This is a genomic window from Pseudomonas sp. IT-P395, assembly GCF_949767675.1.
In the GTDB taxonomy this organism is placed as follows: Bacteria; Pseudomonadota; Gammaproteobacteria; order Pseudomonadales; family Pseudomonadaceae; genus Aquipseudomonas.
The window spans coordinates 1-22031 of record NZ_CATKPW010000058.1; the positions used below are offsets into that span (position 1 = coordinate 1).

Below are 22031 nucleotides of genomic sequence, written 5' to 3' on the forward strand. Positions count from 1 at the left end.
TCCGGGGAAAAAGGACTCTTCTATATAGACGTAACTCGATCGAATGCGCAGTATATTGCCCAACACCAATAATAATGCCTTGCTCTCACCTTGGACGATGCCACGTAATGAATGACCAGCCACGCTCTCTTGCCTCAATGCTGTTTCCGGTTGGCCTGCTATTAATAGCCATGGCGTCGATCCAGTCAGGAGCTTCTTTGGCCAAAAGCATGTTCCCTATCGTTGGCGCCCAGGGAACCACCACGCTGCGGCTGATCTTCGCCAGCGTGATCATGCTGTTAATACTGCGTCCATGGCGCGCGAGGCTGACCGCCAAATCACTGCGTACAGTCCTCGTCTACGGCATGGCATTGGGCGGCATGAACTTCCTCTTCTATATGTCATTGCAAACGGTGCCGTTGGGAATTGCCGTCGCCCTCGAATTTACCGGGCCACTGGCCGTAGCCATCCTTGCTTCCCGCCGTGCCATCGACTTTCTCTGGATTGCCCTGGCTGCCGCCGGCTTGATGCTGCTGATTCCAACAGGCACAACCAGCGCCGGAATCGATCTGGTGGGCGCCGGGTATGCACTGGGAGCCGGTGTCTGCTGGGCGCTATACATTCTGTTCGGTCAGAAGGCCGGCGCCGATAACGGTGTAACGACGGCAGCTCTGGGGGTAATGATCGCAGCGCTGTTCGTGGCCCCTATCGGCATCGTGCATGCTGGTTCAGCCCTATTGACCCCTTCGTTGATCCCGATTGCCATCGGCGTCGCCATTCTGTCCACCGCCCTGCCCTATACACTGGAGATGGTCGCCCTCACCCGCCTCCCGGCACGCACTTTCGGCACATTGATGAGTATCGAACCGGCCTTCGGAGCCCTCTCAGGCCTGTTGTTCCTGCACGAATTCCTCACACTGTCACAATGGATGGCGATCCTGTGCATTATTCTGGCATCCGTCGGCGCAACCATGACCATGGGGAGTGCTGCGAAACCCGCCATCGCGGCTGATTGAAAGAGGATTCGACGAAGGTCTGGCAATTGACGCGCATTTAGGCCATGTTTAGACCTGTAACCCAATGCCAGACATGGATTTTTTCGGACAGGGATTTCAAAAGCTTAAAGCGCACGCGAACACAGGCAAACCCGAGCATTAGACTCGTGGCCGTTATAAGGACGGTAATGAAACGAATTTTGATACTGATCGCCATACTGGCAGTTGCAGGTTGTGCGGCGACTTCGGAAACTCAGGTAAAACGCGGAAAAAAAGGGCTGCACATCAACTGCTCAGGGCTATCGTCCTCCTGGGACAAGTGCTACGCCAGTGCCGCCAATGCCTGCTTGCCGAAGGGCTACAAGGTCATCGCAAAATCCGGTGACGCCGTGGAAGAGCCCGGCGATTACCCGTTCGGTCTCAATCCTGCGGGCTACACCAGCCGCAGCATGATTGTCATCTGTAAATAGATCAGCGCTGCCCGGCAATCTGCCGGCCAATTTCTTCATGGCTGGACTTCAGCACCGCTTGCTGAACGTCCGGCGTGGCCAACATACGCGCCACCACCAACGCCCCGACGCATTGCGACAGCACCGACCACGCCAGGGTCTCGCTCTCAAGAATCTGTGCCCAACGCTCCTGAAGCCGGCAAATCCACAGCTCGGCCTGCTCGCGCACCAGAACATCCGATCGGGCAATTTCTGCGCCCAACGCCGGCAACGCGCAACCGGCCTCAGGTTGCTCTACGTGAGCCATGCTCAGGTAGTGCTTGAGACAGCGCTCCAGTCGCTCACGATCCCGCGTGCCCTCCCCCCCCAATCGTTCAAGGCTTTGACCCAATTCGCGTTCGACGATGGCAGTGAACAACGCATCTTTCGATGAGAAATGGCTGTAGAACGCCGCACCGCTCAATCCGATAGCCTTCATCAAACCATCAACGCCCACCGTGGAAAAACCGGAACGCTTTGCTGACAGCGCGCTGCTCTGCAGCAGCTTTTCCCGTGTTTCCAACTTGTGACTGGCGGAGTAACGCATGTATTTGCCCTCAAATCGACTGCCTTGACGTTGTCTGGATCCTAGCATAACGTTCGTTCACTTAACGATCGTTTAATAAAGGCAATCACCCATGAATAACAAGAAGGTCGTATTGGTTGTCGGCGCTGGCGATGCCACGGGCGGAGCGATTGCAAAGCGTTTTGCCAAAGAGGGATTCATCGCCTGCGTCACCCGACGCAGCGCCGACAAATTGCAGCCGCTAGTGGACGCGATCAAGGCTGAAGGCGGTGAAGCTCACGGTTTTGCCTGCGATGCGCGCAAAGAAGAAGACGTCATTGCTCTGATTGAAGACATCGAGACTCGCCTCGGTCCGATCGAAGCTTTTGTGTTCAATATCGGCGCCAATGTGCCGTGCAGCATTCTTGAAGAAACCGCACGCAAGTATTTCAAGATTTGGGAAATGGCCTGCTTCTCAGGGTTCCTCAATGCCCGTGAAGTGGCCAAACGCATGGTCACACGCCAACGCGGCACTATCCTGTTCACCGGTGCCACCGCCGGACTTCGCGGCGCATCCGGGTTTGCCGCCTTCGCCGGAGCCAAACACGGTATCCGTGCGCTGGCACAAAGCATGGCGCGGGAACTGGGGCCAATGAACATCCACGTCGCCCACGTCGTAGTCGATGGTGCGATCGACACCGATTTCATTCGCAACAGTTTCCCCGAGAAGTACGCCACCAAAGATCAGGACGGCATCCTCAACCCCGAGCACATCGCCGAGAACTACTGGTATCTGCACAGTCAGCCACGGGATGCCTGGACGTTCGAGCTGGATCTGCGCCCCTGGAACGAACGCTGGTAAGCCCCCCACCATAACAATAACGACAGAGACGCGAAAATGACGAAAACCGTGGATTTCTATTTCGACCTCGGCAGCCCTGCCACCTACCTGGCCTACACCCAACTGCCGAAGATTTGCGCGCAGACGAACAGCGAGCTGATCTACATCCCGATGCTGCTCGGTGGCGTCTTCAAGGCAACCGGCAACGCTTCACCGGCGATGATTCCGGCGAAGGGTCGGTACATGTTTGAGGATCTGGATCGCTACGCAAAACGCTACGGGGTGCCGCTGAAATTCAATCCGCACTTCCCGATCAACACACTGATGTTGATGCGTGCGGTAACCGGCATCCAGTTGCGTCAGCCAGCACGCTTTCAGGCGTTTATCGATTGTCTGTTCACGGCGCTATGGGTTGAAGGACGCAGCCTCGACGAACCGGCGACTGTCGCTGCTGTGCTGAGCGAACACGGTTTCGATCCGCAGGAAGTACTGGCGCTGAGCAACGATGAATCGGTCAAAGCAGCGCTTAAGGAGAACACCGAAACCGCTGTTAAACGTGGTGTTTTCGGAGCACCCAGCATGTTTATCGGCGATCAACTGTTCTTCGGCCAGGATCGGCTGGACTTCGTTGCGGAAGCCTTGCGCCAAGGCTAAACGATCATTCAGGCGCTGAACACAGCGCCTGAATCCCAGCCGATCAGATCGCCGCAGTACGGGTGTTCAGCCATTCCAGCGCCGCACCCTCAAGCAATGGACTCAAGCGCTCACGCACTTGCGCGTGGTAGGCGTTGAACCACTGTTTCTCTTCTTCAGTCAGCAACGCCGGCAGCAGGCAACGCGTGTCGATCGGGCACAGCGTCAAGGTTTCAAACTTGAGGAATTCTCCGAATTCGCTGCTGCCCGCCTCGCGGTTCATCGCCAGGTTCTCGATCCGCACGCCCCAACGACCCGGACGGTAGGTGCCTGGCTCGATCGAAGTAATCATCCCCGGCTGCATGGCCGTCTGCGGTGCAGGCGCGGCCTGATAAGCGATCACCTGTGGACCTTCATGGACGTTGAGGAAGTAGCCAACGCCATGACCGGTGCCGTGACCGTAATCGACGCTTTCGGCCCAGATCGGCGCACGGGCAATAGCATCGAGCAGCGGCGAGAGAATGCCTTTCGGGAACTGCGCGCGCGACAGGGCAATCACGCCCTTCAACACGCGCGTGCAATCGCGCTTCTGCTCTTCGCTCGGCGTACCAACCGGGACCATTCGCGTGATGTCCGTGGTGCCGCCCAGGTATTGACCACCCGAGTCGATCAGCAGCAAGCCGTCGCCTTCGATTACCGCGTGCTCTTCTTCGGTGGCGTGGTAATGCGGCATGGCGCCATTGGCGTTGAACGCAGCAATGGTGTTGAAACTCAGCGAGACATAATCCGGACGACGCTCACGGGCAGCGGTGAGTTTTTCGTCGATGGTCAGTTCGGTAATGCGCTCGCGCCCCCAGGCCGATTCCAGCCAGGCGAAAAACTCGCACAGCGCCGCGCCATCCTGCTCCATCGCTTTGCGGATATGTTCAGCGTCCGCTTCACTTTTCTGCGACTTGGCCAACGTGGTCGGGTTCAGGCCTTCGACCAGCTTCACCGTGCTGTCGAGGTTATCCAGCAAACCGCTGGTAACGCGCGCCGGATCAACCAACAAACTCGCGCCACTCGGCACGGCACGCAGGGCATCAGCGACTTCGCTGTAATCACGCAACGTCACGCCGTCCGTCTCAAGCACCGAGCGCAAATCTGCGTCGACCTTGCTTAACGCTACGAACAACGTGGCCTGCTGCTGACCGATCAACGCAAACGAAACAAACACCGGGTTGAACGACACATCGCCGCCGCGCAAGTTGAACAACCAGGCAATGTCGTCGAGGGTGGCGATGAAATGCCAGTCAGCGCCGCGCTCTTGCAGGGTTTCGCGTAGCTTGGCCAGTTTCTCGCCACGGCTGACCGTCGCTTGCGGTGGCAGATGCTGATAGATCGGTGCGTTCGGCAGGCTCGGGCGATCGCGCCAGACTTCTTGCAGCAGATCAATGTCGGTGCGCAGACGTGCGCCGCGTGCTTCCAGTTTGCTGCTCAGGGTACGCGCCGAAGACACGGCCATCACCGCACCGTCAACTGCGACCACACCACCTTCCGGTGTCTGCTCGGCAAGCCAGTCCAGCGGGCTCGGTTGACCCGGTTGCAACTTGACCAGTTCGATGCCGCTGCCCTTGAGTTCTTTGCTCGCCTGCTCCCAGTAACGACTGTCGGCCCAGACGCCGGCGAAATCAGCGGTGACAATCAACGTCCCGACCGAACCATGGAAGCCCGACAACCACTGCCGACCCTGCCAGTAACCCGGCAGATATTCCGACAAATGCGGGTCGGCGGACGGCACCAACAGTGCGTGAATGCCTTCGCGGCGCATCAGTTCGCGGGTGTGCGCCAGGCGCTGGGGCACCGATCCTTCGGTCGAGGTCTGGGTACTCATCATGTCTCCTGCTAACCACTTCATCGTTATTGTTCGTCGCCGTTAAATCGGCTCGTTTAAAGCCCTGTCGCCCAGAATGCCGGAGCACTGGCGCAGGCGGTCTTGATCAGTTCGACGGCCTTGTCGATGTCCTCGGCGGTGGTAAAACGGCCGAGGCTCAAGCGAATGGTGCGTCCGGCCAGATGCGCGTCATGCCCCAGCGCCAACAGCACGTGGGATGGCGTGTTACTGGCGGAGTTGCAAGCCGAGGTCGCGGAGAAAGCAATCGAATGGCTCAACGCCGCGCTGTTGAATTCGCCTTCGCTGAAGGTCAGGCTCAAGGTGTGCGGAATGCGCTGAGTGGCACAACCATTCAGGCGCACGCCCGGCAGGCTCAGCAGTTGTTCGAGCAAGCGTTCACGCAGCGCGACGATGGTTTTTTTCTCGACATCGAACGCCTCGGCGGCCAAGGCAAATGCTGCGCCCATCCCGGCAATCTGGTGCGTCGCCAGGGTTCCGGAGCGCAATCCCCCTTCGTGTCCGCCACCGTGAATCTGCGCCTGTAAACGCTGCTGCGCCCGTGGGCCGACGTACAACGCGCCGATGCCTTTGGGACCGTAAAGTTTGTGCGCCGAAAACGACATCAGATCCACCGGCCATTGCCCCAGATCGATGGCCACTTTGCCGGCGCCTTGCGCCGCGTCGACATGGAACAACGCCTCGCGACTGCGCACCACTTCGCCAATCGCTTGAACATCATTGACGGTGCCCAACTCGTTGTTGACCAGCATCAGCGACACCAGAAAGGTGTCGTCGCGCATGGCTTCGCTAACCGCTTGCGGGGTGATCAGGCCATCGGCGTCCGGCACCAGATAGGTCACGGCGATGCCGGCGTCCTGCAACTGGCGGGCGGTATCGAGGATGGCTTTGTGTTCGATCTGGCTGGTAATGATATGGCCGCCGGACACGCCGCGCGCCTGGGCCACACCTTTAAGGGCAAGGTTGTTGGACTCGGTGGCACCGGAGGTCCAGACGATCTGCTCAGCATTGGCGCCGACCAGTTCGGCGACCTGTCGGCGGGCCTGCTCGACCGTGTGTCGGGCTTGCTGGCCGAACGCGTGGGAGCTGGAAGCCGGGTTGCCAAAGTTACCGTGAAACCCCAGACACTCGATCATCACCTGGATGACCCGCTCGTCAACCGGGGTGGTGGCGGCGTAATCGAAATACAACGGACGTGTGTTCATAAAAGACTCGCAGAGCGTGTTCCGGGATCAGGAGGCTCGTGTCTGCAAACGGTACGGCGCAGCCTTGTGAGTTGCGCGTCGGTTCGAGAGCGTCATCAATACCTGATCGGATGCCGTTAAAGAAGAACAACTTCATTTAAAAGTGCGTAGGAACGCTCCTGAAGTCGAGCTTAACAGGCATCCGGCCTGCGGTTGAAGTGATGCGTCAGCTAAAGCTTTCGAGAAGTAACGGGTACAGCGAAATCACCAGCAGTGCCGCCATGCCCCAGTTGAACACGCGCAACCAGCGCGGATCCTTCAGCACATTGCGCAACAACGTACCGCAAGCTGCCCAGACGCCGACGCTCGGCAGGTTAATGATGGCGAATACCGCAGCAATCACCACGACATTGGTGAAATAGCCCTGCATCGGCGTGTAGGTGCTGATGGCGCCGATGGCCATGATCCACGCCTTGGGATTGACCCACTGAAACGCGGCGGCGCCAAGGTAGCTGATCGGCTTCGCCTCGCCTGCGGCGCTGTCACCGACCGGTCCCGAGTGAGCGATTTTCCACGCCAGATACAGCAGATACGCCGCGCCGACATAGCGCAGAACCGTATAAAGAATCGGATAGCTCTGAAACACCGCGCCGAGGCCAAAGCCCACGGCCACCACCAGAACGAAAAAGCCACAGGTAATTCCGAGCATATGCGGGATGGTGCGGTTGAAGCCGAAGTTAACCCCCGATGCCAGCAACATGGTGTTGTTCGGCCCCGGCGTAATCGAGGTGACAAGGGCAAACAGGGCAAAGCCCAACAGCAGGTCAAGCGAGAGGGTCATGGCAAGCAATCCATCAGGGTCATTCAGGTGTTGACCCTATCCCACACCGCCCGGCAAGCCCACGGACAGTTGGGTAAAACTTCTACCAGTACAGTTTGTTTTCAGCTAGGACGACCGTGCAGCTGTACGGCACGTTCGGCACTCATTTCAGCTTTTTTGTCGAACTGGGTCTGACCGAGTAATTGCGCTTTTTTCGCGTGGTATTCGTCGAAGGACAGGCCGCTGCGATTGAGCGCTTCCATCGCCAATTCGCGGGATTCTTCATCGGTGTAAGGACGCAGCTCCGGCGAAACGTGTCCGGCACAACCGGCGAGTACGGAGACAGCGAGCAACAGCGAAACGGTCAGTAAACGGTTCATGGGGGCGTCCTGGCGAGCAATGGGAGTCGATGGACAAAGGCTACGCCCGGGCACGCTCGCGCAGAAATCAACGCTCTCAATAGTGGCTATCAGGAAATCGACACAAACTGCCGCATATCTCTTAACGATCTATAAATATCGATTAACGTTCTTTTACGGAATAACAAACAGCCTTTATAACTCCATCCATGCGCTGAGCACTGTTGCTCCAGCAACTGTTGATCAGCCAACAGCGATTCAACAAAGCGCCCTGTTACTCACACGGGCGACCGCCACGCTTACGCTCAACGCCTTGTAAACCGGGGCTTGCGGGAATTGGTACAGCGCTTGCTCAGACTCGGTGACTCATTCACTGCTCGCTGAGCAACTGTTGAAAAAAGGAACTGATCATGTCGCGTCCCCTGAAAGTCGTCGCCCTCTCCGGCGGCACCTGGCGTCCGTCCCGTACTCTGGTGCTGACCCAGGCCTTGCTCGCCGAACTGGCTGGGCACCTGACCATCGAAAGCCATTTGATCGAACTCGGTGATATCGCTCGTCCGCTCGGCGCTGCGCTATCGCGTCAGGAACTCAGTGCGGAAATTGAAGCCGAGTTGCAGGCCATCGAGCAGACCGATCTGCTGATTGTTGCCGCGCCGGTTTATCGCGGTTCCTACCCGGGTCTGCTCAAGCATCTGTTCGACCTGATCGACCTCAACGCCCTGATCGACACCCCGGTGCTGCTCGCTGCTACCGGCGGCAGCGAACGCCATGCGCTGGTCCTCGATCACCAGTTGCGCCCGCTGTTCAGCTTCTTCCAAGCCATGACGTTGCCGATCGGCGTGTACGCCACCGAAGCCGACTTCGCCGATTACCAGATCACCAGCGAACTGTTGAAGGCGCGCATCCGCCTGGCCGCCGAACGCGCGGCGCCGCTGTTCGCCACACAAATCAAACCCTTGCTGAAAATCGCCTGAGGAGCCGTTCATGGATGTTTTCTGGTTCCTGCCGACCCACGGCGATGGCCACTATCTGGGCACCACTCAAGGCGCGCGCCCGGTCACTCTCAATTATCTGAAACAGGTGGCGCAGGCCGCTGACAGTCTCGGCTACCACGGCGTGCTGATTCCCACCGGGCGCTCCTGCGAAGACTCGTGGGTGATCGCCTCGGCGCTGGTGCCGCTGACTGAACGCCTGCGTTATCTGGTGGCGATCCGTCCGGGGATCATCTCGCCGACAGTCTCGGCGCGCATGGCTGCGACGCTTGATCGGCTGTCCAACGGGCGCTTGCTGATCAACGTGGTGACCGGCGGCGATCCGGACGAGAACCGTGGCGACGGCAGTTTCCTCAGCCACGCCGAGCGCTATGAAGTCACCGATGAATTCCTGAAGATCTGGCGCCGCGTGTTGCAAGGCGAGGCGGTAGATTTCGACGGTAAGCATTTGAAGGTACAGAACGCGAAGGCGCTGTATCCGCCTGTGCAGAAACCCTATCCGCCGCTGTACTTCGGCGGCTCTTCCGATGCCGCGCATGATCTGGCCGCCGAACAGGTCGATGTCTATCTGACCTGGGGCGAACCACCGGCCGCTGTCGCGGAAAAACTCGCCGATGTACGCGAACGCGCGGCGCGGCATGGGCGCAAGGTGAAGTTCGGCATCCGCTTGCATGTGATCGTGCGCGAGACCGCCGAAGAGGCCTGGAAAGCGGCGGACAAACTGATCGAACACATCAGCGACGAAACCATTGAAGCGGCGCAGAAATCCTTTTCGCGCTTCGACTCCGAGGGTCAGCGGCGCATGGCCGCATTGCACGATGGCCGTCGCGACAACCTCGAAATCGCCCCGAACCTGTGGGCCGGCGTCGGTCTGGTGCGCGGCGGTGCCGGTACGGCATTGGTCGGCGATCCGCAGCAAGTGGCGGCGCGGATCAAGGAATACGCGGATCTGGGCATCGAGAGTTTCATCTTCTCCGGTTACCCGCATCTGGAAGAGGCTTACCGCTTTGCCGAGCTGGTGTTCCCGCTGTTGCCCGAGCCTTATGCGAGTCTGGCCGGGCGTGGCGTGACCAATCTGACCGGGCCGTTTGGCGAAATGATTGCCAATGATGTGCTGCCCACAAAAGCCTCGGCGTAAACCGGATCTCTTGTGTAGGAGCTGCCGCAGGCTCCTACAAGGGCAGTACAAATTCAGGAGTATTGGTGTGACCGCCAAACCGCAAAGTACTTTGTTATCCCCGTTGCAAACCGCCCGCCAACTGGCCGCCGAATTTGCCCTGACCGCCGTCGAACGCGACGAACGTGGCGGCACACCGAAGGCCGAGCGCGATGCCCTGCGCGACAGCGGCCTGCTGGCCCTGAGCATTCCCACCCGCTACGGCGGCCTCGGCGCGAGCTGGAGCGAAACCCTGCAGGTCGTTCGCGAGTTCGCCAAGGTCGACAGCTCGATTGCTCACGTCTTCGGTTTCCATCATTTGATGCTCGCCACCGTGCGCCTGTTTTCCCGGCCGGAACAATGGCAGCCGTGGTTCGAACAGACCGCGCGGCAGAACTGGTTCTGGGGCAACGCACTGAACCCGCTCGACACCCGTACCGTGGTCAAGGACCTCGGTGGCTGGCGCGAGTTTTCCGGGAAGAAAAGCTTCTGCTCCGGCGCCAGTGATTCACAAATGCTGATCGCTTCGGCGGTCGATGAAAGTGCCGGCGGCAAATTGCTGATCGCGGCGATTCCCAGCGGCCGCAGTGGCATCACCCTGCACAACGACTGGAACAACATCGGCCAGCGTCAGACTGACAGCGGCAGCACCACGTTTGAGCGGGTCCGCGTCGAAGAGTCGGAACTGCTGCTCGATCCCGGCCCGCTGAGCACGCCGTTTGCGTGCTTGCGCCCGCTAATCGCGCAGCTGACCTTCACGCATATGTTTCTCGGAATTGCCGAAGGCGCTTTCGAGGAGGCGCGGCAATACACCCTCAGCGAAACCCGGCTCTGGCATAAGTCCTCGGCGCGCGATGTGCGTGAAGATCCGTACGTGCTCGCCCATTACGGCGAGTTCTGGGTGGCGCTGGAAGGCATCCGCCTGTTGGTCGAACGCGCGGCGGCGTTGCTCGATGAGGCCTGGGCCAAAGGCGCGAATCTCAGTGCCGAAGAGCGCGGCCAAGTCGCGACAGCGATTGCCACCGCGAAAGTCGCCGCCAGCCGTCAGGGCCTGGAGATTTGCAGCCGTTTGTTCGAAGTGACCGGCGCGCGCTCCACTCACGCGTCCCTGCGCCTCGATCGCCACTGGCGCAACCTGCGCACGCAAACCCTGCACGACCCGCTGGACTACAAACTCCATGAGTTGGGCGACTGGGCGCTGAATCAGTCGCTGCCGGTGCCGACCTTCTATTCCTGACCTGCCTGCATTTGAACTAAAAAGAAGGACGAGCCCATGCAACTGCTGACCCTACCGCCCTCCCCCGCGCTCGCCACGTCGATCCGCGCCACTGCGCAGGTGTTCGAGGACCCGAAGTCCCAGGCCCTGCTCGCACATTTACAGCAGGTCGCGCCGAGTGAAGCGAGTGTGCTGATCATCGGCGAGACCGGCACTGGTAAAGAACTGGTGGCGCGACATATTCATAACCTCAGCAATCGCCGTCATCGGCCGTTTATCGCGGTCAATTGCGGGGCGTTTTCCGAATCACTGGTGGAAGCGGAGTTGTTCGGTCATGAAAAAGGCGCGTTCACCGGCGCGCTGAGCGCCAAGGCCGGATGGTTCGAGGAAGCGGATGGTGGCACCTTGTTTCTCGATGAGATCGGCGATCTGCCGATGGCGATTCAGGTGAAGTTGCTGCGGGTTTTGCAGGAACGCGAAGTGGTGCGACTGGGCTCGCGCAAAAGCATTCCCATCGATGTACGGGTACTGGCGGCGACCAATGTGCAGCTGGAAAAAGCCATCAATGCCGGTCATTTCCGCGAGGATCTGTATTACCGCCTCAACGTGGTCAATCTGGAACTGAACCCACTGCGCGACCGTCCTGGCGACATACTGCCGCTGACCCGCCATTTCATCGAGGCCTACAGCCAGCGCCTCGGTTACGGGCGGGTCAGCATCAGCCCCGGCGCCGAACACAAACTGCGCGCTTACAGTTGGCCGGGCAATATTCGCGAGCTGGAGAACGTCATCCATCACACCTTGCTGATCTGCCGCAACGGCGTGATCGAACGCGATGATTTGCGTCTGTCGAACCTGCGCATCGAACGCCCGGACGATCATCACAGCAGTGCCGATGATTCACCGGAGGCCTTACTGGAACAGGCCTTTCAAAAACTCTTCGCGCAACAGGCCGGCGCGTTGCACGAAAAAGTCGAAGACGCTTTGCTGCGCGCGGCGTATCGCTTCTGCCATTACAACCAGGTGCACACCGCCGCGTTGCTCGGTCTGAGCCGCAACGTCACCCGCACGCGACTGATCAAGATCGGCGAACTGGCGGTAAACAAGCGGCGGCTCACGGAGAATCTGCAGGGCGAACGCCTGATCCAGTTGTCGATCTAGCCGACCAGGTGGCAATGCAGCGCATCGTCGTGACTGCGGGCGATGCTGCTCAGCACCTGAAACGAGTTGAAGGTGACGGTTTTCGCCTGATGGGTGTGAATCAGTTGCCAGAAGTCCTGCTCGCCGCTTTCGAAGCTGCGAAATGCCGCTTCACCCGCCTCGCGGGACTGCCATTGGAGGAAACTCAGCACGCGCCGGCCGTCATCGCTGGCCTGCACACTGGCGCTGACAAAACCGGCATAACGTTGCGCCAGGCGCTCGGTTTGCATTGATAGTGCAGTGACCAAGGCGGGTTGTTGGCGTGGTTCGATTTCGAATTCGATCAATTGGGTAAAACTGCGGTTGTTCATGGAATGCCCCCACTCAGCGTAAGACGAGCCTTGCGACTCGAAGACCTGCAGGGTAAAACCTCTAGTTAAGTCAAGGTCAAGAGCTGTCTTCAAATGATCAGCAAAGAAAATGTGCACAAACAGTTAACGGTTGGTGAAGTCGCAGCGCGCAGTGGCGTGGCCGTCACCGCCCTGCACTTTTATGAATCCAAAGGCCTGATCAAGAGCCAGCGCAATGCCGGCAATCAGCGGCGCTATCCGCGCGAAGTACTGCGCCGCGTAGCGTTGATCAAAGTCGCGCAGCGGCTGGGGATTCCGCTGGCGGAAATTGGCGAGGCATTGAAAATCCTCCCGGAGGATCGTGCGCCCAGCGCGGCAGACTGGAAAATCCTCTCACAGCAATGGCGACAGGAACTGGACGCGCGGATCGAGCAACTGACGCTGCTGCGCGATCGGCTCAATGGCTGCATCGGTTGTGGCTGTTTGTCGATGGAGGCCTGTCCGCTGCGCAATCAGGGCGATGTACTCGGCGAACAAGGGCCTGGCCCGCACTTTCCAAAGGATTGACTGCTCGTCGGGCAAAAGTCTGCTCGGCGAGGACGGTTCTATAGTGAATCTTCCACAAATTCGGTGGAGTCCTGTCCCATAGAACAACAATTCAGGGAGAACGTCATGAGCGTCAAACCCATTCCCGAGGGGTATCACAGCATTACCCCGTATCTCGGCATCCACAAAGCCGCCGAGGCCATCGATTTCTATAAAACAGCCTTCGGCGCCACCGAGGTCATGCGTCTGGCCATGCCTGACGGCGGCATCGGCCACGCCGAACTGCGCATCGGCGACAGCGCGATCATGCTCGGTTCGCCCTGTGATCAGGGGCCGTTGAGTAATCCTGATCAAGCCGTGTCAGTTGGTTTGCATCTGTATGTGACCGATGTCGACAAGTCCTTTCAGCGAGCGCTGGATGCCGGAGCGAAGGCGGTGTCGGAGGTCAAGGACCAGTTTTACGGTGATCGCAGCGGGACGTTGAAGGATCCGTATGGGCATCTGTGGTTTCTCGCCTCGCGCAAGGAAGATCTGACTGAAGAGCAGATCAAGCAGCGGGCGATGGAGATGTTTAGTCAGGGTTGAGAGTTGCAGTGTCTGCAATAGCGCTATCGCGAGCAGGCGAAGGCCTACAGGGGAACGCATTTCAACTGTAGGCCTTCGCCTGCTCGCGATGAGGCCATAACTATCAACACCCATCACACTTCATGAACCGGCCCACCACGCTTTGCCCCTTGCCGCAAACGCCGGACGATTTCAGGATGCAGCCAACCAGAACCCTGAAAAAGGATCAGCCCGATGTTTGCCGGATTCCGCAAAGACCAGCGCCACGTCAACGGCGTCGACATTGCCTACCGCCTCGGCGGCAGCGGCCCGGGCCTGTTGCTGTTGCACGGGCACCCGCAGACCCATGTGATCTGGCACAAGATTGCCGAACAACTGGCCGAACACTTCAGCGTGGTCGCCGCCGACCTGCGCGGTTACGGCGACAGCAGTCGCCCGGCCGCCGATGAGCTGCACGTTAATTACTCGAAACGCGAAATGGCCCGCGACAATGTCGAGTTGATGCAGGCGCTGGGCTTCGAGCAGTTTTCGATTCTCGCTCACGACCGTGGCGCGCGGGTCGCCCATCGCCTCGCCCTCGATCACCCGGATGCCGTGCGACGGATGATGCTGCTCGACATCGCGCCGACCCTGTCGATGTACGCGCAAACCAACGAAGCCTTTGCCCGCGCGTATTGGCACTGGTTCTTCCTGATCCGCCCGGCGCCATTGCCGGAAACCTTGCTCGAAGCCAATCCCGAAGGTTATCTGCGCAGCGTCATGGGCAGCCGCAGCGCCGGGCTCAAGCCGTTTACCGATGCAGCCTTCGGCGAATACCTGCGCTGCCTGCGCCAACCGGGCAGCGCCCGTGGCATCTGCGAAGACTATCGCGCCAGCGCCGGAATCGATCTTGAGCACGACCGCGCCGACATCTCGGCCGGGCATCACCTGAATCTACCGCTGCGCGTGTTGTGGGGCGCCGAAGGCACCGTCGGCCGTTGCTTCGATCCGCTCAAGGAATGGCAACACGTGGCGACTGACGTCAGCGGTCAGGCATTGCCCGCCGGCCATTACCTTGCCGAAGAAGTCCCTGAACTGTTGCTTGGCGAAGCACTGGCCTTTTTGCGCTGAGCCGAGCCGCCGGATCTCGGTGCTATGCTGGCGGCTTCTGCCGCCAGTGTTCGTTTTGACATGCCACAGAAGAAAGACAGCGTGCCCCTGCCCGAAGACCTGCGCGTGCTACTCACCGTGATCCGCAAGAACGGCTTTGCCGCCGCAGCGGATGAACTCGGCCTGTCGCCGGCCTATGTCAGCAAACGCATCCAGATTCTTGAAACCACCCTTGGCACTCGCCTGCTGCACCGCACCAGTCGTCGCGTCTCGCTGACCGAGGACGGCGAACGGGTGCAGCGCTGGGCGTTGCGCATTCTCGATGACTTCCAGCAACTGCACGACGAACTGTCCGACGCCCACGACAGCCCGCGTGGGCGCTTGCACCTCTGCAGCAGTTTCGGTTTCGGTCGCAATCACGTCGCGCCGGCGGTGTCGTTGCTGGCCGAACGTTATCCGCAACTGGAGATTCGCCTCGACCTGTTTGACCGGGTGGTGGACATCATCAATGAAGGCTTCGATCTGGAGATCCGCGTTGGCGATGACATTCCGGGCCAGCACATCGGCCGGCATCTGGTCAGTAACCGCCGAGTCCTGTGCGCCGCCCCCGGTTATCTGCAAACTCGCGGCACGCCGCAGACCCTGGACGAACTGCAACAACACGATTGCCTGGTGATCAAGGAACGCGACAACGCTTTCGGGGTCTGGCATCTGGATCGCGACGGCGGGCAAGAGAGCGTGCGGGTCAGCGGGCCGTTGTCGTCCAACAACGGCGAGATTGTTTTGCAGTGGGCACTGGACGGGCGTGGGGTGTTGTTGCGCTCGCTGTGGGATGTGAAACCGCTGCTGGAGCAAGGACGCTTGGTGCAGGTGCTGGACGATTACAGCCAGAGCGCCAATGTCTGGGCGGTGTACCCGACACGGCTGGCGCATTCGGGGAAGTTGCGCGCGTGTGTGGAGTTTTTGCAGGCGCATTTCAAAGGATTGTCGCTGTAGCTCAAAACACCACAAAAACCTGTGGGAGCTGGCTTGTCGGAACGCCGCATCGCAGCGATGGCGTCAGCTCAGCCAACACAAATGCTGGAAGTGCCGGCCTCATCGCTGGCAAGCCAGCTCCCACAGGTTATGCGTTCAGCCTAACCAAGGGTTGTTGGCCAGATGCTCGCGTTCGAAATCTTTGATCTGTTCGCGCCGTTGCAGGGTGCTGCCGATGGCATCCAGGCCGAGCAGCAACGCGGTTTTGCGCAGGTTATCAATCTGGAAATCGATCACGCTGCCATCCGCCAGACTAATCCGCTGCGCCTCCAGATCAATACTGACCCGCGCCGTTTCAGGCTCACCGACAAGCTGTCCAATGCGCTGCACCTGTACCTCTTCCAGGGTGATCAACAACACGCCGTTACGCTGGCAATTGTCATAGAAAATCCCGGCAAAGCTGCTGCCGATCAACGCGCGGATGCCCATCTGCTGCAGGCCCCATACCGCGTGTTCACGGCTGGAACCGCAGCCGAAATTGGGCCCGACCACAAGAAAGTTCGCACCTTTCCAGGCGGGCTGGTTCAGCACGAACTCAGGGTTGGGCGTGCCATCACGCTGAAACCGCAGATCGAAAAACAATCCGCGATCCAGCCCGTTTCTATCGATGCCCTTGAGAAACTGCTTGGGCATGATCACGTCGGTATCAACGTTCGCTGCCAGTAACGGCGCAGCCTGGCCAATGACTAGAGTGAAAGGTTGCAGGCTCATGGGCGTACTCCAAAGTGGCGGATATCGGTGAGTCGACCGCTGATCGCAGCGGCGGCGACCATCGCCGGACTCATCAAATGAGTGCGCGCGCCGGCGCCCTGACGGCCTTCAAAGTTGCGGTTGGTACTGGACGCGCAGCGGTCGCCGGGGGCGAGTACGTCGTCGTTCATCGCCAGGCACATCGAGCAGCCGGACTGACGCCATTCGAAACCGGCGTCGATAAAGATCTGCGCCAGCCCTTCCGCCTCGGCCTGCGCGCGAACTTCGCTGGAGCCGGGGACGATCATCGCGCGTACATGCCCGGCCACGTGCTGACCGCGCACGACGCTGGCGGCATCGCGCAAGTCTTCGATCCGCGCGTTGGTGCACGAACCGATAAAGGCGTGGCTGATAACAATGTCGCTGAGCGCCATGCCCGCTTCGAGGCCCATGTAGTTGAGGGCGCGGCGCATGTCCTGGCGCAGGATCGGATCGCTGATTGCTTGCGGATCCGGCACCCGCGCACCGATCGCGGCGGCCTGATCGGGGCTGGTGCCCCAGGTGACCATCGGTTCAAGAATGCTGGCATCCAGGTGAATCTCGCGGTCAAACAGCGCACCGGGATCACTGCGCAGTTCGCGCCACTTCTTCACGCCCCGTTCCCACAACTCACCTTGCGGCGCGCGCGGCTTGCCCTTGAGATAGGCGAAGACCTTTTCATCCGGGGCCATGAACGCGCCGCGCGCACCGGCCTCGACAGCCATGTTGCAGATGGTCATGCGCGCTTCAACGCTCAAGGCATCGATAGTCGAGCCGCAGAACTCGATCGCGTAACCGCTGGCCCCGGACGCGCCGATGCGACCGATCAGGGCCATGATCACGTCTTTGGACGTCAGGCCCGCTGTCAACTCGCCGTCGACGGTCACGCGCAGGCTTTTCAGACGTTTGTAGACCAGCGTCTGCGAGGCCAGCAGGTGTTCGATCTCGGAGGTGCCGATGCCAAAACCGAAAGCGCCGAGTGCGCCATAGGTGGTGGTATGGCTGTCGCCGGCGGCGATGACCATGCCGGGCAGAATGAACCCCTGCTCGGGAGCGATCACGTGTTCAATGCCCTGACGTTTGTCGAGGATGTCCAGCAACTCGATGCCGAAGTCCCGGCAATTCTCCGCCAGATACGAGACTTGCCGGGCGCCGCCGGCATCAGGCATTGCCGCGATGCGCACAGGCGTGGTCGGGTTGACGTGATCGACCACCGCCAGCGCCGTGCCCGGACGCCAGACCCCGCGCCCGGCGGCACGCAAACCGCTGAACGCCTGCGGGCTGGTGTATTCGTTGATCACCTGACGATCGATATACAAGAGGACATGGCCCTGATCGTCGAGGCGGCACACCGTGTGCGAATCGATGTGTTTGTCATAGAGGGTTCTGGCGGTCATCAAGGCGCTCACTCAGGGAAATCAGGTGATTCCCATCATAGGGAGCGCGGGTCGGCCATCAATTGGCAGACAGTGATGGCGTGGATCATGAATCGTGTTTGATCTGCCGATCAGCGAAACCCTGTAGGAGCTGTCGAGTGCAACGAGGCTGCGATCTTTTGATCTTGTTTTTAAAGATCAGGATCAAAAGATCGCAGCGTGCCGCAGCTCCTACAGTGGGATCTGTCAAACCCTGCGAATTGGGAAACATTTGCTTTCATATCATCTTTCGGGATTTGCCTCGCTCATCCGTCCTATAGAGATGCAGGCCGTTCGCGTAGGCAAAAGCCACGTCCGGTCTTTCCGGGTCCCCGTGCTGCGAAGCCCGTAGCCAGGCACCCTTTCACCGCTATCAAGACGCGCAATCATGTCGAAGAAATCCCGCTCCAAACTGTGGTTCCTCGTTCATAGCTGGCTGGCGTTACCGATCTGGTTCTTTGTCCTGATCGTCTGTGTCACCGGCACACTGGCGGTGGTCAGTCAGGAAATCGTCTGGCTGGCCAACCCGCAGATGCGCGCCAGCCAGCCTGCGGAGGATGCGCCGCTGCTCAGCTATGACCAGATCATGGCAGCGATCAAAAAAGCCGAACCGCAGACCCTCGTTGAAAGCATCAGTCGCCCCGATGAGTCACACTTCGCGCTCGACGTTGCGGTCAGTTATCCGGACGGTCGTTCGCAGACGGTCTACGTCAATCCTTACACCGGGGTGATCCAGGGCCCTGCGCCGACCTTCGATTTCAAAGCCTTCACCCGGGCCCTGCATGGCTGGTGGCTGGTGCCGTTCACCAATGGCTTCAGTTGGGGCTGGTATCTGGTGTCGTTCCTCGGCGTGCCGATGCTGGTCTCGTTGATCACCGGTCTGGTGGTCTACAAGCGCTTCTGGAAGGGTTTTCTGCGCCCGACCCTGCGCGTGCGCCACGGCGCACGGATTTTCTGGGGTGACTTCCATCGGCTGTGCGGTATCTGGTCGATCTGGTTCATTGCAGTGATTTCCATCACCGGCATCTGGTTTCTGATTCGGGCGATTCTGTTCGATAACCAGATCGCCATCTCCAGCGAGCCGATCATTCCGGCGATGTCCCGCGAAAGCGTGCCGATCTCTGCCGCCGGCACCCCGCCGCCACGGATCAGCCTGGACCGTGCCGTCGAGCTCGCGCAAGAGAAGATTCCGGGGCTGGAAGCCAGTTTCGTCAGCCTGCCGGGCAACGCCTACAGCCACATGAGCGTTGGCGGGCGCGGCTGGTATCCGCTGATGTTCCAGACCGCCACGCTCAATCCGTACAACGGCGACATCGCCGCTTCACGGCTGCTGTCCGATCGCTCGTCGCTGGAGTTCGTCACCGAGTCCATGCGACCACTGCACACCGGGGATTTCGGCGGCATCTGGATCAAGCTGATCTGGTTCTTCTTCGGTTTGATCCTGAGCATGATGATCCTCAGCGGCTTGTTGATCTGGACCAAACGCACCGCCCTGGCCACCGCCAATGCGTTGAAGCGCGAAGACAAGAAAAACCGCATCAAGGCACAACCGGCCATGAGCCGTGAAACCTCGGAGGCCAGCCTGTGAGCAAGTCCATCACCAAGGCCCAACCTTCTCGACTGGCGCGTTTCTGGCACAGATGGCGCTTCCACATCAATGTTCTGCTGCTGTTGATCCCGCTGGGTTTCATGCCCAAGTACTTCGCCGACGCCTCGCTGTTTCGCGGTGACAGCGGCTTGGGCCAGCACGAGATCGGCACTGTCCAGGTCGGGCCATGGAGCCTGCGCCTGGCCGAGTTACGCAACGAAGCACCGGTGCTGACCGGTCCGGCCGGCTACATGAAAGACTTCAGCGCCGCGCTGTGCGATGCCTGTGTCGATCAGGTCAAGGCGACCTACCTGCGCATCGGCAAGCCACGCAGCCTGCGCGCCGCCGGCAGCATTTTCTTCGGCACGCCTTATCGCATGGGCACGCAAATGCCGATCCCGGAGAAGACCAGAGCCGACGCCGAACTGTGGATCACCATGGAAGGCTGGGACGGCAGCATGCACCAGGCTTCGATTCCCCTGAGTGAGGCCTCCCCCGCCACCTTCGCCTGGCTGAACAAACAAGGAGTCAAACCATGACTTGCTCTCAACGCCCTTCTCGCCTGCGCCTGAAGGCCGCGCTGCTGGTGCTCGGCGCCGGCTTCAGTGGCAGCGCTCTGGCGCATAACCCGATGTGCGAATGCAAAGCCATCGACGCCGAGCAGATCAAATGCACCGGTGGGTTCTCCGACGGCAGCGGCGCGCCGGGGGTGACCCTCGATGTGATCGGCTACGACGAAACGATCCTGGTGCCGGGCAAGCTCGGCAGTGACTCGACGCTGACCTTCAAGAAGCCTGGCGCCGAGTTCTACGTGCTGTTCGACGCAGGTCCAGGCCACGTTGTGGAAATCGACCAGGCGGATATCGAAGCCCCATGAGTACGCCAACCACACAAATCGTGCGTCCGGCCGGCGCCGGTCATGAAACCCTCAATGTGCTGCTGTTGTGCCTGTTGATTCTGGCAGTCGCCGGTTCCGTGGTCGCGTGGCGCGGGGTTTCCCATGAGCCGGAGCCGGTTGCGTCCAATCAACTCGACGCCCGTCGCGACCTCAGTGCTGCCGAGCAAGGCATCTACGCCGACCTGCGGGTGACCCTCGACGAAATCCGCCTGCTGCGCGAAGAACAGCAAGCCCTGCCGACGCCGCAGAATCTGGCCGACGAAGGCTTTGCCCCGTTTGCCCAGGATGCGAGCTCGGTCAGCCGTGGGGGTCATGCCTGGCAGTTGCTGGCGAACACCGCGTATGTCGGTCAAAGCCAGAATCCGACTGTCGCTGGCTCGTTCGTCATGCTGCTGAGTACCGATGACAAGGCTGCGCCGGACATCTGGCTCAACCGTGATGCCGCCGCTCAAGCCCCGGCGCAACTGAATGCGGCGGCACTGTCCGCTGCTGGCTGGAAACAGATCGTCGCGCAATACGATGCCGGGGTTACCCGCGAACATCGCCATTGATTCCTCGCCCTACTCCGAGAGAAGACCGCTTGCCCATGTCTATTTCATCGCCTCGCCGTCCGTTGTTACGCCTGTTTTTAGTGGGCCTGTGTGCCTGCCTGCTGAGCCCGCTGGCCAGCGCCGATCAGGCCAAGCGCCTGCGCATCGGCATCACCCTGCACCCGTATTACAGCTACGTGGCGAACATCGTCGGCGACAAGGCCGAAGTGGTGCCGCTGATCCCGGCCGGTTTCAATCCGCACGCCTACGAGCCTCGGGCCGAGGACATCAAACGCATCAGCGGGCTGGATGTGATCGTGCTCAACGGTGTCGGTCATGACGACTTCGCCGACCGCATGATCGCCGCCAGCGAAACGCCGAACATCAAAACCATCGAAGCCAACGAAAACGTTCCGCTGCTGGCCGCCACCGGCGTTGCCGCACGCGGCGCCGGCAAAGTGGTGAATCCGCACACTTTCCTGTCAATCAGCGCCTCCATCGCTCAGGTCAACAACATCGCCCGCGAACTGGGCAAACTCGATCCGGACAACGCCAAGACCTACACCCAGAACGCCCGCGCCTACGGCAAGCGCCTGCGGCAGATGCGCGCCGACGCGCTGGCAAAACTGACTCAAGCGCCGAATGCCGAACTGCGCGTGGCCACGGTACACGCGGCTTACGACTATCTGTTGCGTGAGTTCGGCCTGGAAGTGACCGCCGTGGTCGAACCGGCCCACGGTATCGAACCGAGTCCAAGCCAGTTGAAGAAGACCATCGACCAGTTGCGTGAACTGGATGTGAAAGTGATCTTCTCGGAGATGGATTTCCCGTCCACTTACGTCGACACCATCCAGCGTGAGTCCGGGGTCAAGCTGTATCCGCTGTCGCACATTTCCTACGGCGAATACACCGCCGACAAATACGAAAAGGAAATGACCGGCAACCTCAATACCGTGGTGCGGGCGATTCAGGAGTCTGGCGCATGACTTCCAGAGAAAACCTTTCCCCCGAAAACACCGAGTCCCCTGTGGGAGCGAGTTTGCTCGCGAAGGCGCCGGATCAGCCGACATCTTTGTTGAATGACACAC

At 60.0% G+C, this 22031-nt stretch carries 25 protein-coding genes; 17 read left to right on the plus strand and 8 right to left on the minus strand.

All coding sequences use genetic code 11. The features are described from left to right. Positions 1-107 precede the first annotated feature (107 nt). Together rhtA and ACM6IN_RS23720 are read left to right on the plus strand one after the other, a co-directional pair. Positions 108-995 (plus strand): threonine/homoserine exporter RhtA, encoded by an 888-nt coding sequence (gene rhtA / locus ACM6IN_RS23715; protein ID WP_042704914.1) that lies wholly within the window; start codon positions 108-110, stop codon positions 993-995. A gap of 167 nt (positions 996-1162) precedes the next feature. Beyond that, a complete protein-coding gene (locus tag ACM6IN_RS23720; RefSeq protein ID WP_007917561.1) occupies positions 1163-1444 on the plus strand; it encodes a hypothetical protein in 282 nt (93 codons plus the stop codon). A gap of 1 nt (position 1445) precedes the next feature. Here the strand turns inward: ACM6IN_RS23720 and ACM6IN_RS23725 are convergent, their stop codons facing one another. After that, positions 1446-2009 (minus strand): TetR/AcrR family transcriptional regulator, encoded by a 564-nt coding sequence (locus ACM6IN_RS23725; protein WP_007917559.1) that lies wholly within the window; start codon positions 2007-2009, stop codon positions 1446-1448. A gap of 91 nt (positions 2010-2100) precedes the next feature. Between ACM6IN_RS23725 and ACM6IN_RS23730 the strand changes: the two genes are divergently transcribed. Then, the gene (locus tag ACM6IN_RS23730) at positions 2101-2829 is read left to right on the plus strand and encodes an SDR family oxidoreductase (protein ID WP_123375559.1); all 729 of its coding nucleotides are present in this window, start codon (positions 2101-2103) and stop codon (positions 2827-2829) included. 36 nt (positions 2830-2865) lie between these two features. After that, entirely contained in the window at positions 2866-3462 is a 597-nt protein-coding gene (locus tag ACM6IN_RS23735) for a 2-hydroxychromene-2-carboxylate isomerase (protein ID WP_095113073.1), read from the plus strand. A 43-nt stretch (positions 3463-3505) separates the two neighbouring features. On the opposite strand, the gene ACM6IN_RS23740 is transcribed toward ACM6IN_RS23735, so the two are convergent. The 4 genes from ACM6IN_RS23740 to ACM6IN_RS23755 all read right to left on the minus strand — a co-directional run bounded on the left by ACM6IN_RS23740 (position 3506) and on the right by ACM6IN_RS23755 (position 7716). Then, complete coding sequence (locus tag ACM6IN_RS23740; protein ID WP_414916793.1) at positions 3506-5314, minus strand: aminopeptidase P family protein; 1809 nt, start codon at positions 5312-5314, stop codon at positions 3506-3508. Between the two features lie 56 nt (positions 5315-5370). Next, positions 5371-6537: an aminotransferase class V-fold PLP-dependent enzyme gene (locus ACM6IN_RS23745; protein ID WP_414916794.1), complete on the minus strand. Its 1167-nt coding sequence runs from the start codon at positions 6535-6537 to the stop codon at positions 5371-5373. 205 nt (positions 6538-6742) lie between these two features. Beyond that, positions 6743-7357: a LysE family translocator gene (locus ACM6IN_RS23750; RefSeq protein ID WP_007917549.1), complete on the minus strand. Its 615-nt coding sequence runs from the start codon at positions 7355-7357 to the stop codon at positions 6743-6745. A gap of 101 nt (positions 7358-7458) precedes the next feature. Further along, positions 7459-7716, minus strand: a complete 258-nt coding sequence (locus tag ACM6IN_RS23755; RefSeq protein ID WP_007917547.1) for a hypothetical protein — start codon at positions 7714-7716, stop codon at positions 7459-7461. A 389-nt stretch (positions 7717-8105) separates the two neighbouring features. Here ACM6IN_RS23755 and msuE point away from each other — a divergent pair, with 389 nt between their 5' ends. The 4 genes from msuE (at position 8106) to ACM6IN_RS23775 (ending at position 12220) form a co-directional block, all read left to right on the plus strand. Then, complete coding sequence (msuE, locus tag ACM6IN_RS23760) at positions 8106-8669, plus strand: FMN reductase (protein ID WP_414916795.1); 564 nt, start codon at positions 8106-8108, stop codon at positions 8667-8669. 10 nt (positions 8670-8679) lie between these two features. After that, positions 8680-9825, plus strand: a complete 1146-nt coding sequence (gene ssuD / locus ACM6IN_RS23765; RefSeq protein ID WP_007949711.1) for an FMNH2-dependent alkanesulfonate monooxygenase — start codon at positions 8680-8682, stop codon at positions 9823-9825. Positions 9826-9892: 67 nt separating this feature from the next. Beyond that, a complete protein-coding gene (locus tag ACM6IN_RS23770) occupies positions 9893-11080 on the plus strand; it encodes an acyl-CoA dehydrogenase family protein (protein WP_123375552.1) in 1188 nt (395 codons plus the stop codon). A 36-nt stretch (positions 11081-11116) separates the two neighbouring features. Further along, positions 11117-12220, plus strand: a complete 1104-nt coding sequence (locus ACM6IN_RS23775; RefSeq protein WP_123375551.1) for a sigma-54 interaction domain-containing protein — start codon at positions 11117-11119, stop codon at positions 12218-12220. On the opposite strand, the gene ACM6IN_RS23780 is transcribed toward ACM6IN_RS23775, so the two are convergent. Beyond that, positions 12217-12570, minus strand: coding sequence for an antibiotic biosynthesis monooxygenase (locus ACM6IN_RS23780; RefSeq protein WP_007917731.1), 354 nt, complete (start codon positions 12568-12570; stop codon positions 12217-12219). The two genes, ACM6IN_RS23775 and ACM6IN_RS23780, sit on opposite strands and share 4 nt — an antisense overlap. Positions 12571-12663: 93 nt before the next feature. Between ACM6IN_RS23780 and soxR the strand changes: the two genes are divergently transcribed. The 4 genes from soxR (at position 12664) to ACM6IN_RS23800 (ending at position 15744) form a co-directional block, all read left to right on the plus strand. Then, positions 12664-13116, plus strand: a complete 453-nt coding sequence (gene soxR, locus ACM6IN_RS23785) for a redox-sensitive transcriptional activator SoxR (RefSeq protein ID WP_007917730.1) — start codon at positions 12664-12666, stop codon at positions 13114-13116. Between the two features lie 105 nt (positions 13117-13221). Next, a complete protein-coding gene (locus ACM6IN_RS23790) occupies positions 13222-13680 on the plus strand; it encodes a VOC family protein (protein ID WP_007917729.1) in 459 nt (152 codons plus the stop codon). 213 nt (positions 13681-13893) lie between these two features. Continuing rightward, a complete protein-coding gene (locus tag ACM6IN_RS23795) occupies positions 13894-14769 on the plus strand; it encodes an alpha/beta fold hydrolase (protein ID WP_414916796.1) in 876 nt (291 codons plus the stop codon). A gap of 24 nt (positions 14770-14793) precedes the next feature. Next, the gene (locus ACM6IN_RS23800; RefSeq protein ID WP_414916797.1) at positions 14794-15744 is read left to right on the plus strand and encodes a LysR substrate-binding domain-containing protein; all 951 of its coding nucleotides are present in this window, start codon (positions 14794-14796) and stop codon (positions 15742-15744) included. 135 nt (positions 15745-15879) lie between these two features. Here the strand turns inward: ACM6IN_RS23800 and leuD are convergent, their stop codons facing one another. Together leuD and leuC are read right to left on the minus strand one after the other, a co-directional pair. After that, positions 15880-16494 carry a 3-isopropylmalate dehydratase small subunit gene (leuD, locus tag ACM6IN_RS23805; RefSeq protein WP_007917726.1) on the minus strand — a complete coding sequence of 205 codons (615 nt, stop codon included), beginning with the start codon at positions 16492-16494 and terminating at the stop codon, positions 15880-15882. Beyond that, positions 16491-17909 (minus strand): 3-isopropylmalate dehydratase large subunit, encoded by a 1419-nt coding sequence (gene leuC, locus ACM6IN_RS23810; RefSeq protein WP_123375548.1) that lies wholly within the window; start codon positions 17907-17909, stop codon positions 16491-16493. The genes leuD and leuC overlap by 4 nt, the downstream gene beginning before the upstream one ends. A gap of 406 nt (positions 17910-18315) precedes the next feature. Between leuC and ACM6IN_RS23815 the strand changes: the two genes are divergently transcribed. From ACM6IN_RS23815 to ACM6IN_RS23835, 5 genes are read left to right on the plus strand one after another with little or no spacing between them, the layout of a single operon-like run. Then, a complete protein-coding gene (locus ACM6IN_RS23815) occupies positions 18316-19515 on the plus strand; it encodes a PepSY-associated TM helix domain-containing protein (protein ID WP_007917724.1) in 1200 nt (399 codons plus the stop codon). Further along, the gene (locus ACM6IN_RS23820) at positions 19512-20054 is read left to right on the plus strand and encodes a thiamine pyrophosphate-binding protein (RefSeq protein ID WP_414916798.1); all 543 of its coding nucleotides are present in this window, start codon (positions 19512-19514) and stop codon (positions 20052-20054) included. The genes ACM6IN_RS23815 and ACM6IN_RS23820 overlap by 4 nt, the downstream gene beginning before the upstream one ends. Continuing rightward, on the plus strand, positions 20051-20392 hold the full coding sequence (locus ACM6IN_RS23825) for a hypothetical protein (RefSeq protein ID WP_414916799.1): 342 nt from the start codon (positions 20051-20053) through the stop codon (positions 20390-20392). The genes ACM6IN_RS23820 and ACM6IN_RS23825 overlap by 4 nt, the downstream gene beginning before the upstream one ends. Further along, positions 20389-20964 carry a DUF6162 family protein gene (locus tag ACM6IN_RS23830; RefSeq protein WP_095113061.1) on the plus strand — a complete coding sequence of 192 codons (576 nt, stop codon included), beginning with the start codon at positions 20389-20391 and terminating at the stop codon, positions 20962-20964. Before ACM6IN_RS23825 ends, ACM6IN_RS23830 begins: the two co-directional genes overlap by 4 nt. A gap of 35 nt (positions 20965-20999) precedes the next feature. Beyond that, on the plus strand, positions 21000-21929 hold the full coding sequence (locus ACM6IN_RS23835) for a metal ABC transporter substrate-binding protein (RefSeq protein ID WP_007917720.1): 930 nt from the start codon (positions 21000-21002) through the stop codon (positions 21927-21929). Positions 21930-22031 lie beyond the last annotated feature (102 nt).

Excerpts from the sequence above, each read along its gene's own strand:
- rhtA (WP_042704914.1), top strand. The coding sequence starts at position 108 with ATGAATGACCAGCCACGCTCTCTTGCCTCAATGCTGTTTCCGGTTGGC.
- ACM6IN_RS23720 (WP_007917561.1), top strand. The coding sequence starts at position 1,163 with ATGAAACGAATTTTGATACTGATCGCCATACTGGCAGTTGCAGGTTGT.
- ACM6IN_RS23725 (WP_007917559.1), bottom strand. The coding sequence starts at position 2,009 with ATGCGTTACTCCGCCAGTCACAAGTTGGAAACACGGGAAAAGCTGCTG.
- ACM6IN_RS23730 (WP_123375559.1), top strand. The coding sequence starts at position 2,101 with ATGAATAACAAGAAGGTCGTATTGGTTGTCGGCGCTGGCGATGCCACG.
- ACM6IN_RS23735 (WP_095113073.1), top strand. The coding sequence starts at position 2,866 with ATGACGAAAACCGTGGATTTCTATTTCGACCTCGGCAGCCCTGCCACC.
- ACM6IN_RS23740 (WP_414916793.1), bottom strand. The coding sequence starts at position 5,314 with ATGAGTACCCAGACCTCGACCGAAGGATCGGTGCCCCAGCGCCTGGCG.
- ACM6IN_RS23745 (WP_414916794.1), bottom strand. The coding sequence starts at position 6,537 with ATGAACACACGTCCGTTGTATTTCGATTACGCCGCCACCACCCCGGTT.
- ACM6IN_RS23750 (WP_007917549.1), bottom strand. The coding sequence starts at position 7,357 with ATGACCCTCTCGCTTGACCTGCTGTTGGGCTTTGCCCTGTTTGCCCTT.
- ACM6IN_RS23755 (WP_007917547.1), bottom strand. The coding sequence starts at position 7,716 with ATGAACCGTTTACTGACCGTTTCGCTGTTGCTCGCTGTCTCCGTACTC.
- msuE (WP_414916795.1), top strand. The coding sequence starts at position 8,106 with ATGTCGCGTCCCCTGAAAGTCGTCGCCCTCTCCGGCGGCACCTGGCGT.
- ssuD (WP_007949711.1), top strand. The coding sequence starts at position 8,680 with ATGGATGTTTTCTGGTTCCTGCCGACCCACGGCGATGGCCACTATCTG.
- ACM6IN_RS23775 (WP_123375551.1), top strand. The coding sequence starts at position 11,117 with ATGCAACTGCTGACCCTACCGCCCTCCCCCGCGCTCGCCACGTCGATC.
- ACM6IN_RS23780 (WP_007917731.1), bottom strand. The coding sequence starts at position 12,570 with ATGAACAACCGCAGTTTTACCCAATTGATCGAATTCGAAATCGAACCA.
- soxR (WP_007917730.1), top strand. The coding sequence starts at position 12,664 with ATGATCAGCAAAGAAAATGTGCACAAACAGTTAACGGTTGGTGAAGTC.
- ACM6IN_RS23790 (WP_007917729.1), top strand. The coding sequence starts at position 13,222 with ATGAGCGTCAAACCCATTCCCGAGGGGTATCACAGCATTACCCCGTAT.
- ACM6IN_RS23795 (WP_414916796.1), top strand. The coding sequence starts at position 13,894 with ATGTTTGCCGGATTCCGCAAAGACCAGCGCCACGTCAACGGCGTCGAC.
- ACM6IN_RS23800 (WP_414916797.1), top strand. The coding sequence starts at position 14,794 with ATGCTGGCGGCTTCTGCCGCCAGTGTTCGTTTTGACATGCCACAGAAG.
- leuD (WP_007917726.1), bottom strand. The coding sequence starts at position 16,494 with ATGAGCCTGCAACCTTTCACTCTAGTCATTGGCCAGGCTGCGCCGTTA.
- leuC (WP_123375548.1), bottom strand. The coding sequence starts at position 17,909 with ATGACCGCCAGAACCCTCTATGACAAACACATCGATTCGCACACGGTG.
- ACM6IN_RS23815 (WP_007917724.1), top strand. The coding sequence starts at position 18,316 with ATGTCGAAGAAATCCCGCTCCAAACTGTGGTTCCTCGTTCATAGCTGG.
- ACM6IN_RS23825 (WP_414916799.1), top strand. The coding sequence starts at position 20,051 with ATGACTTGCTCTCAACGCCCTTCTCGCCTGCGCCTGAAGGCCGCGCTG.
- ACM6IN_RS23830 (WP_095113061.1), top strand. The coding sequence starts at position 20,389 with ATGAGTACGCCAACCACACAAATCGTGCGTCCGGCCGGCGCCGGTCAT.
- ACM6IN_RS23835 (WP_007917720.1), top strand. The coding sequence starts at position 21,000 with ATGTCTATTTCATCGCCTCGCCGTCCGTTGTTACGCCTGTTTTTAGTG.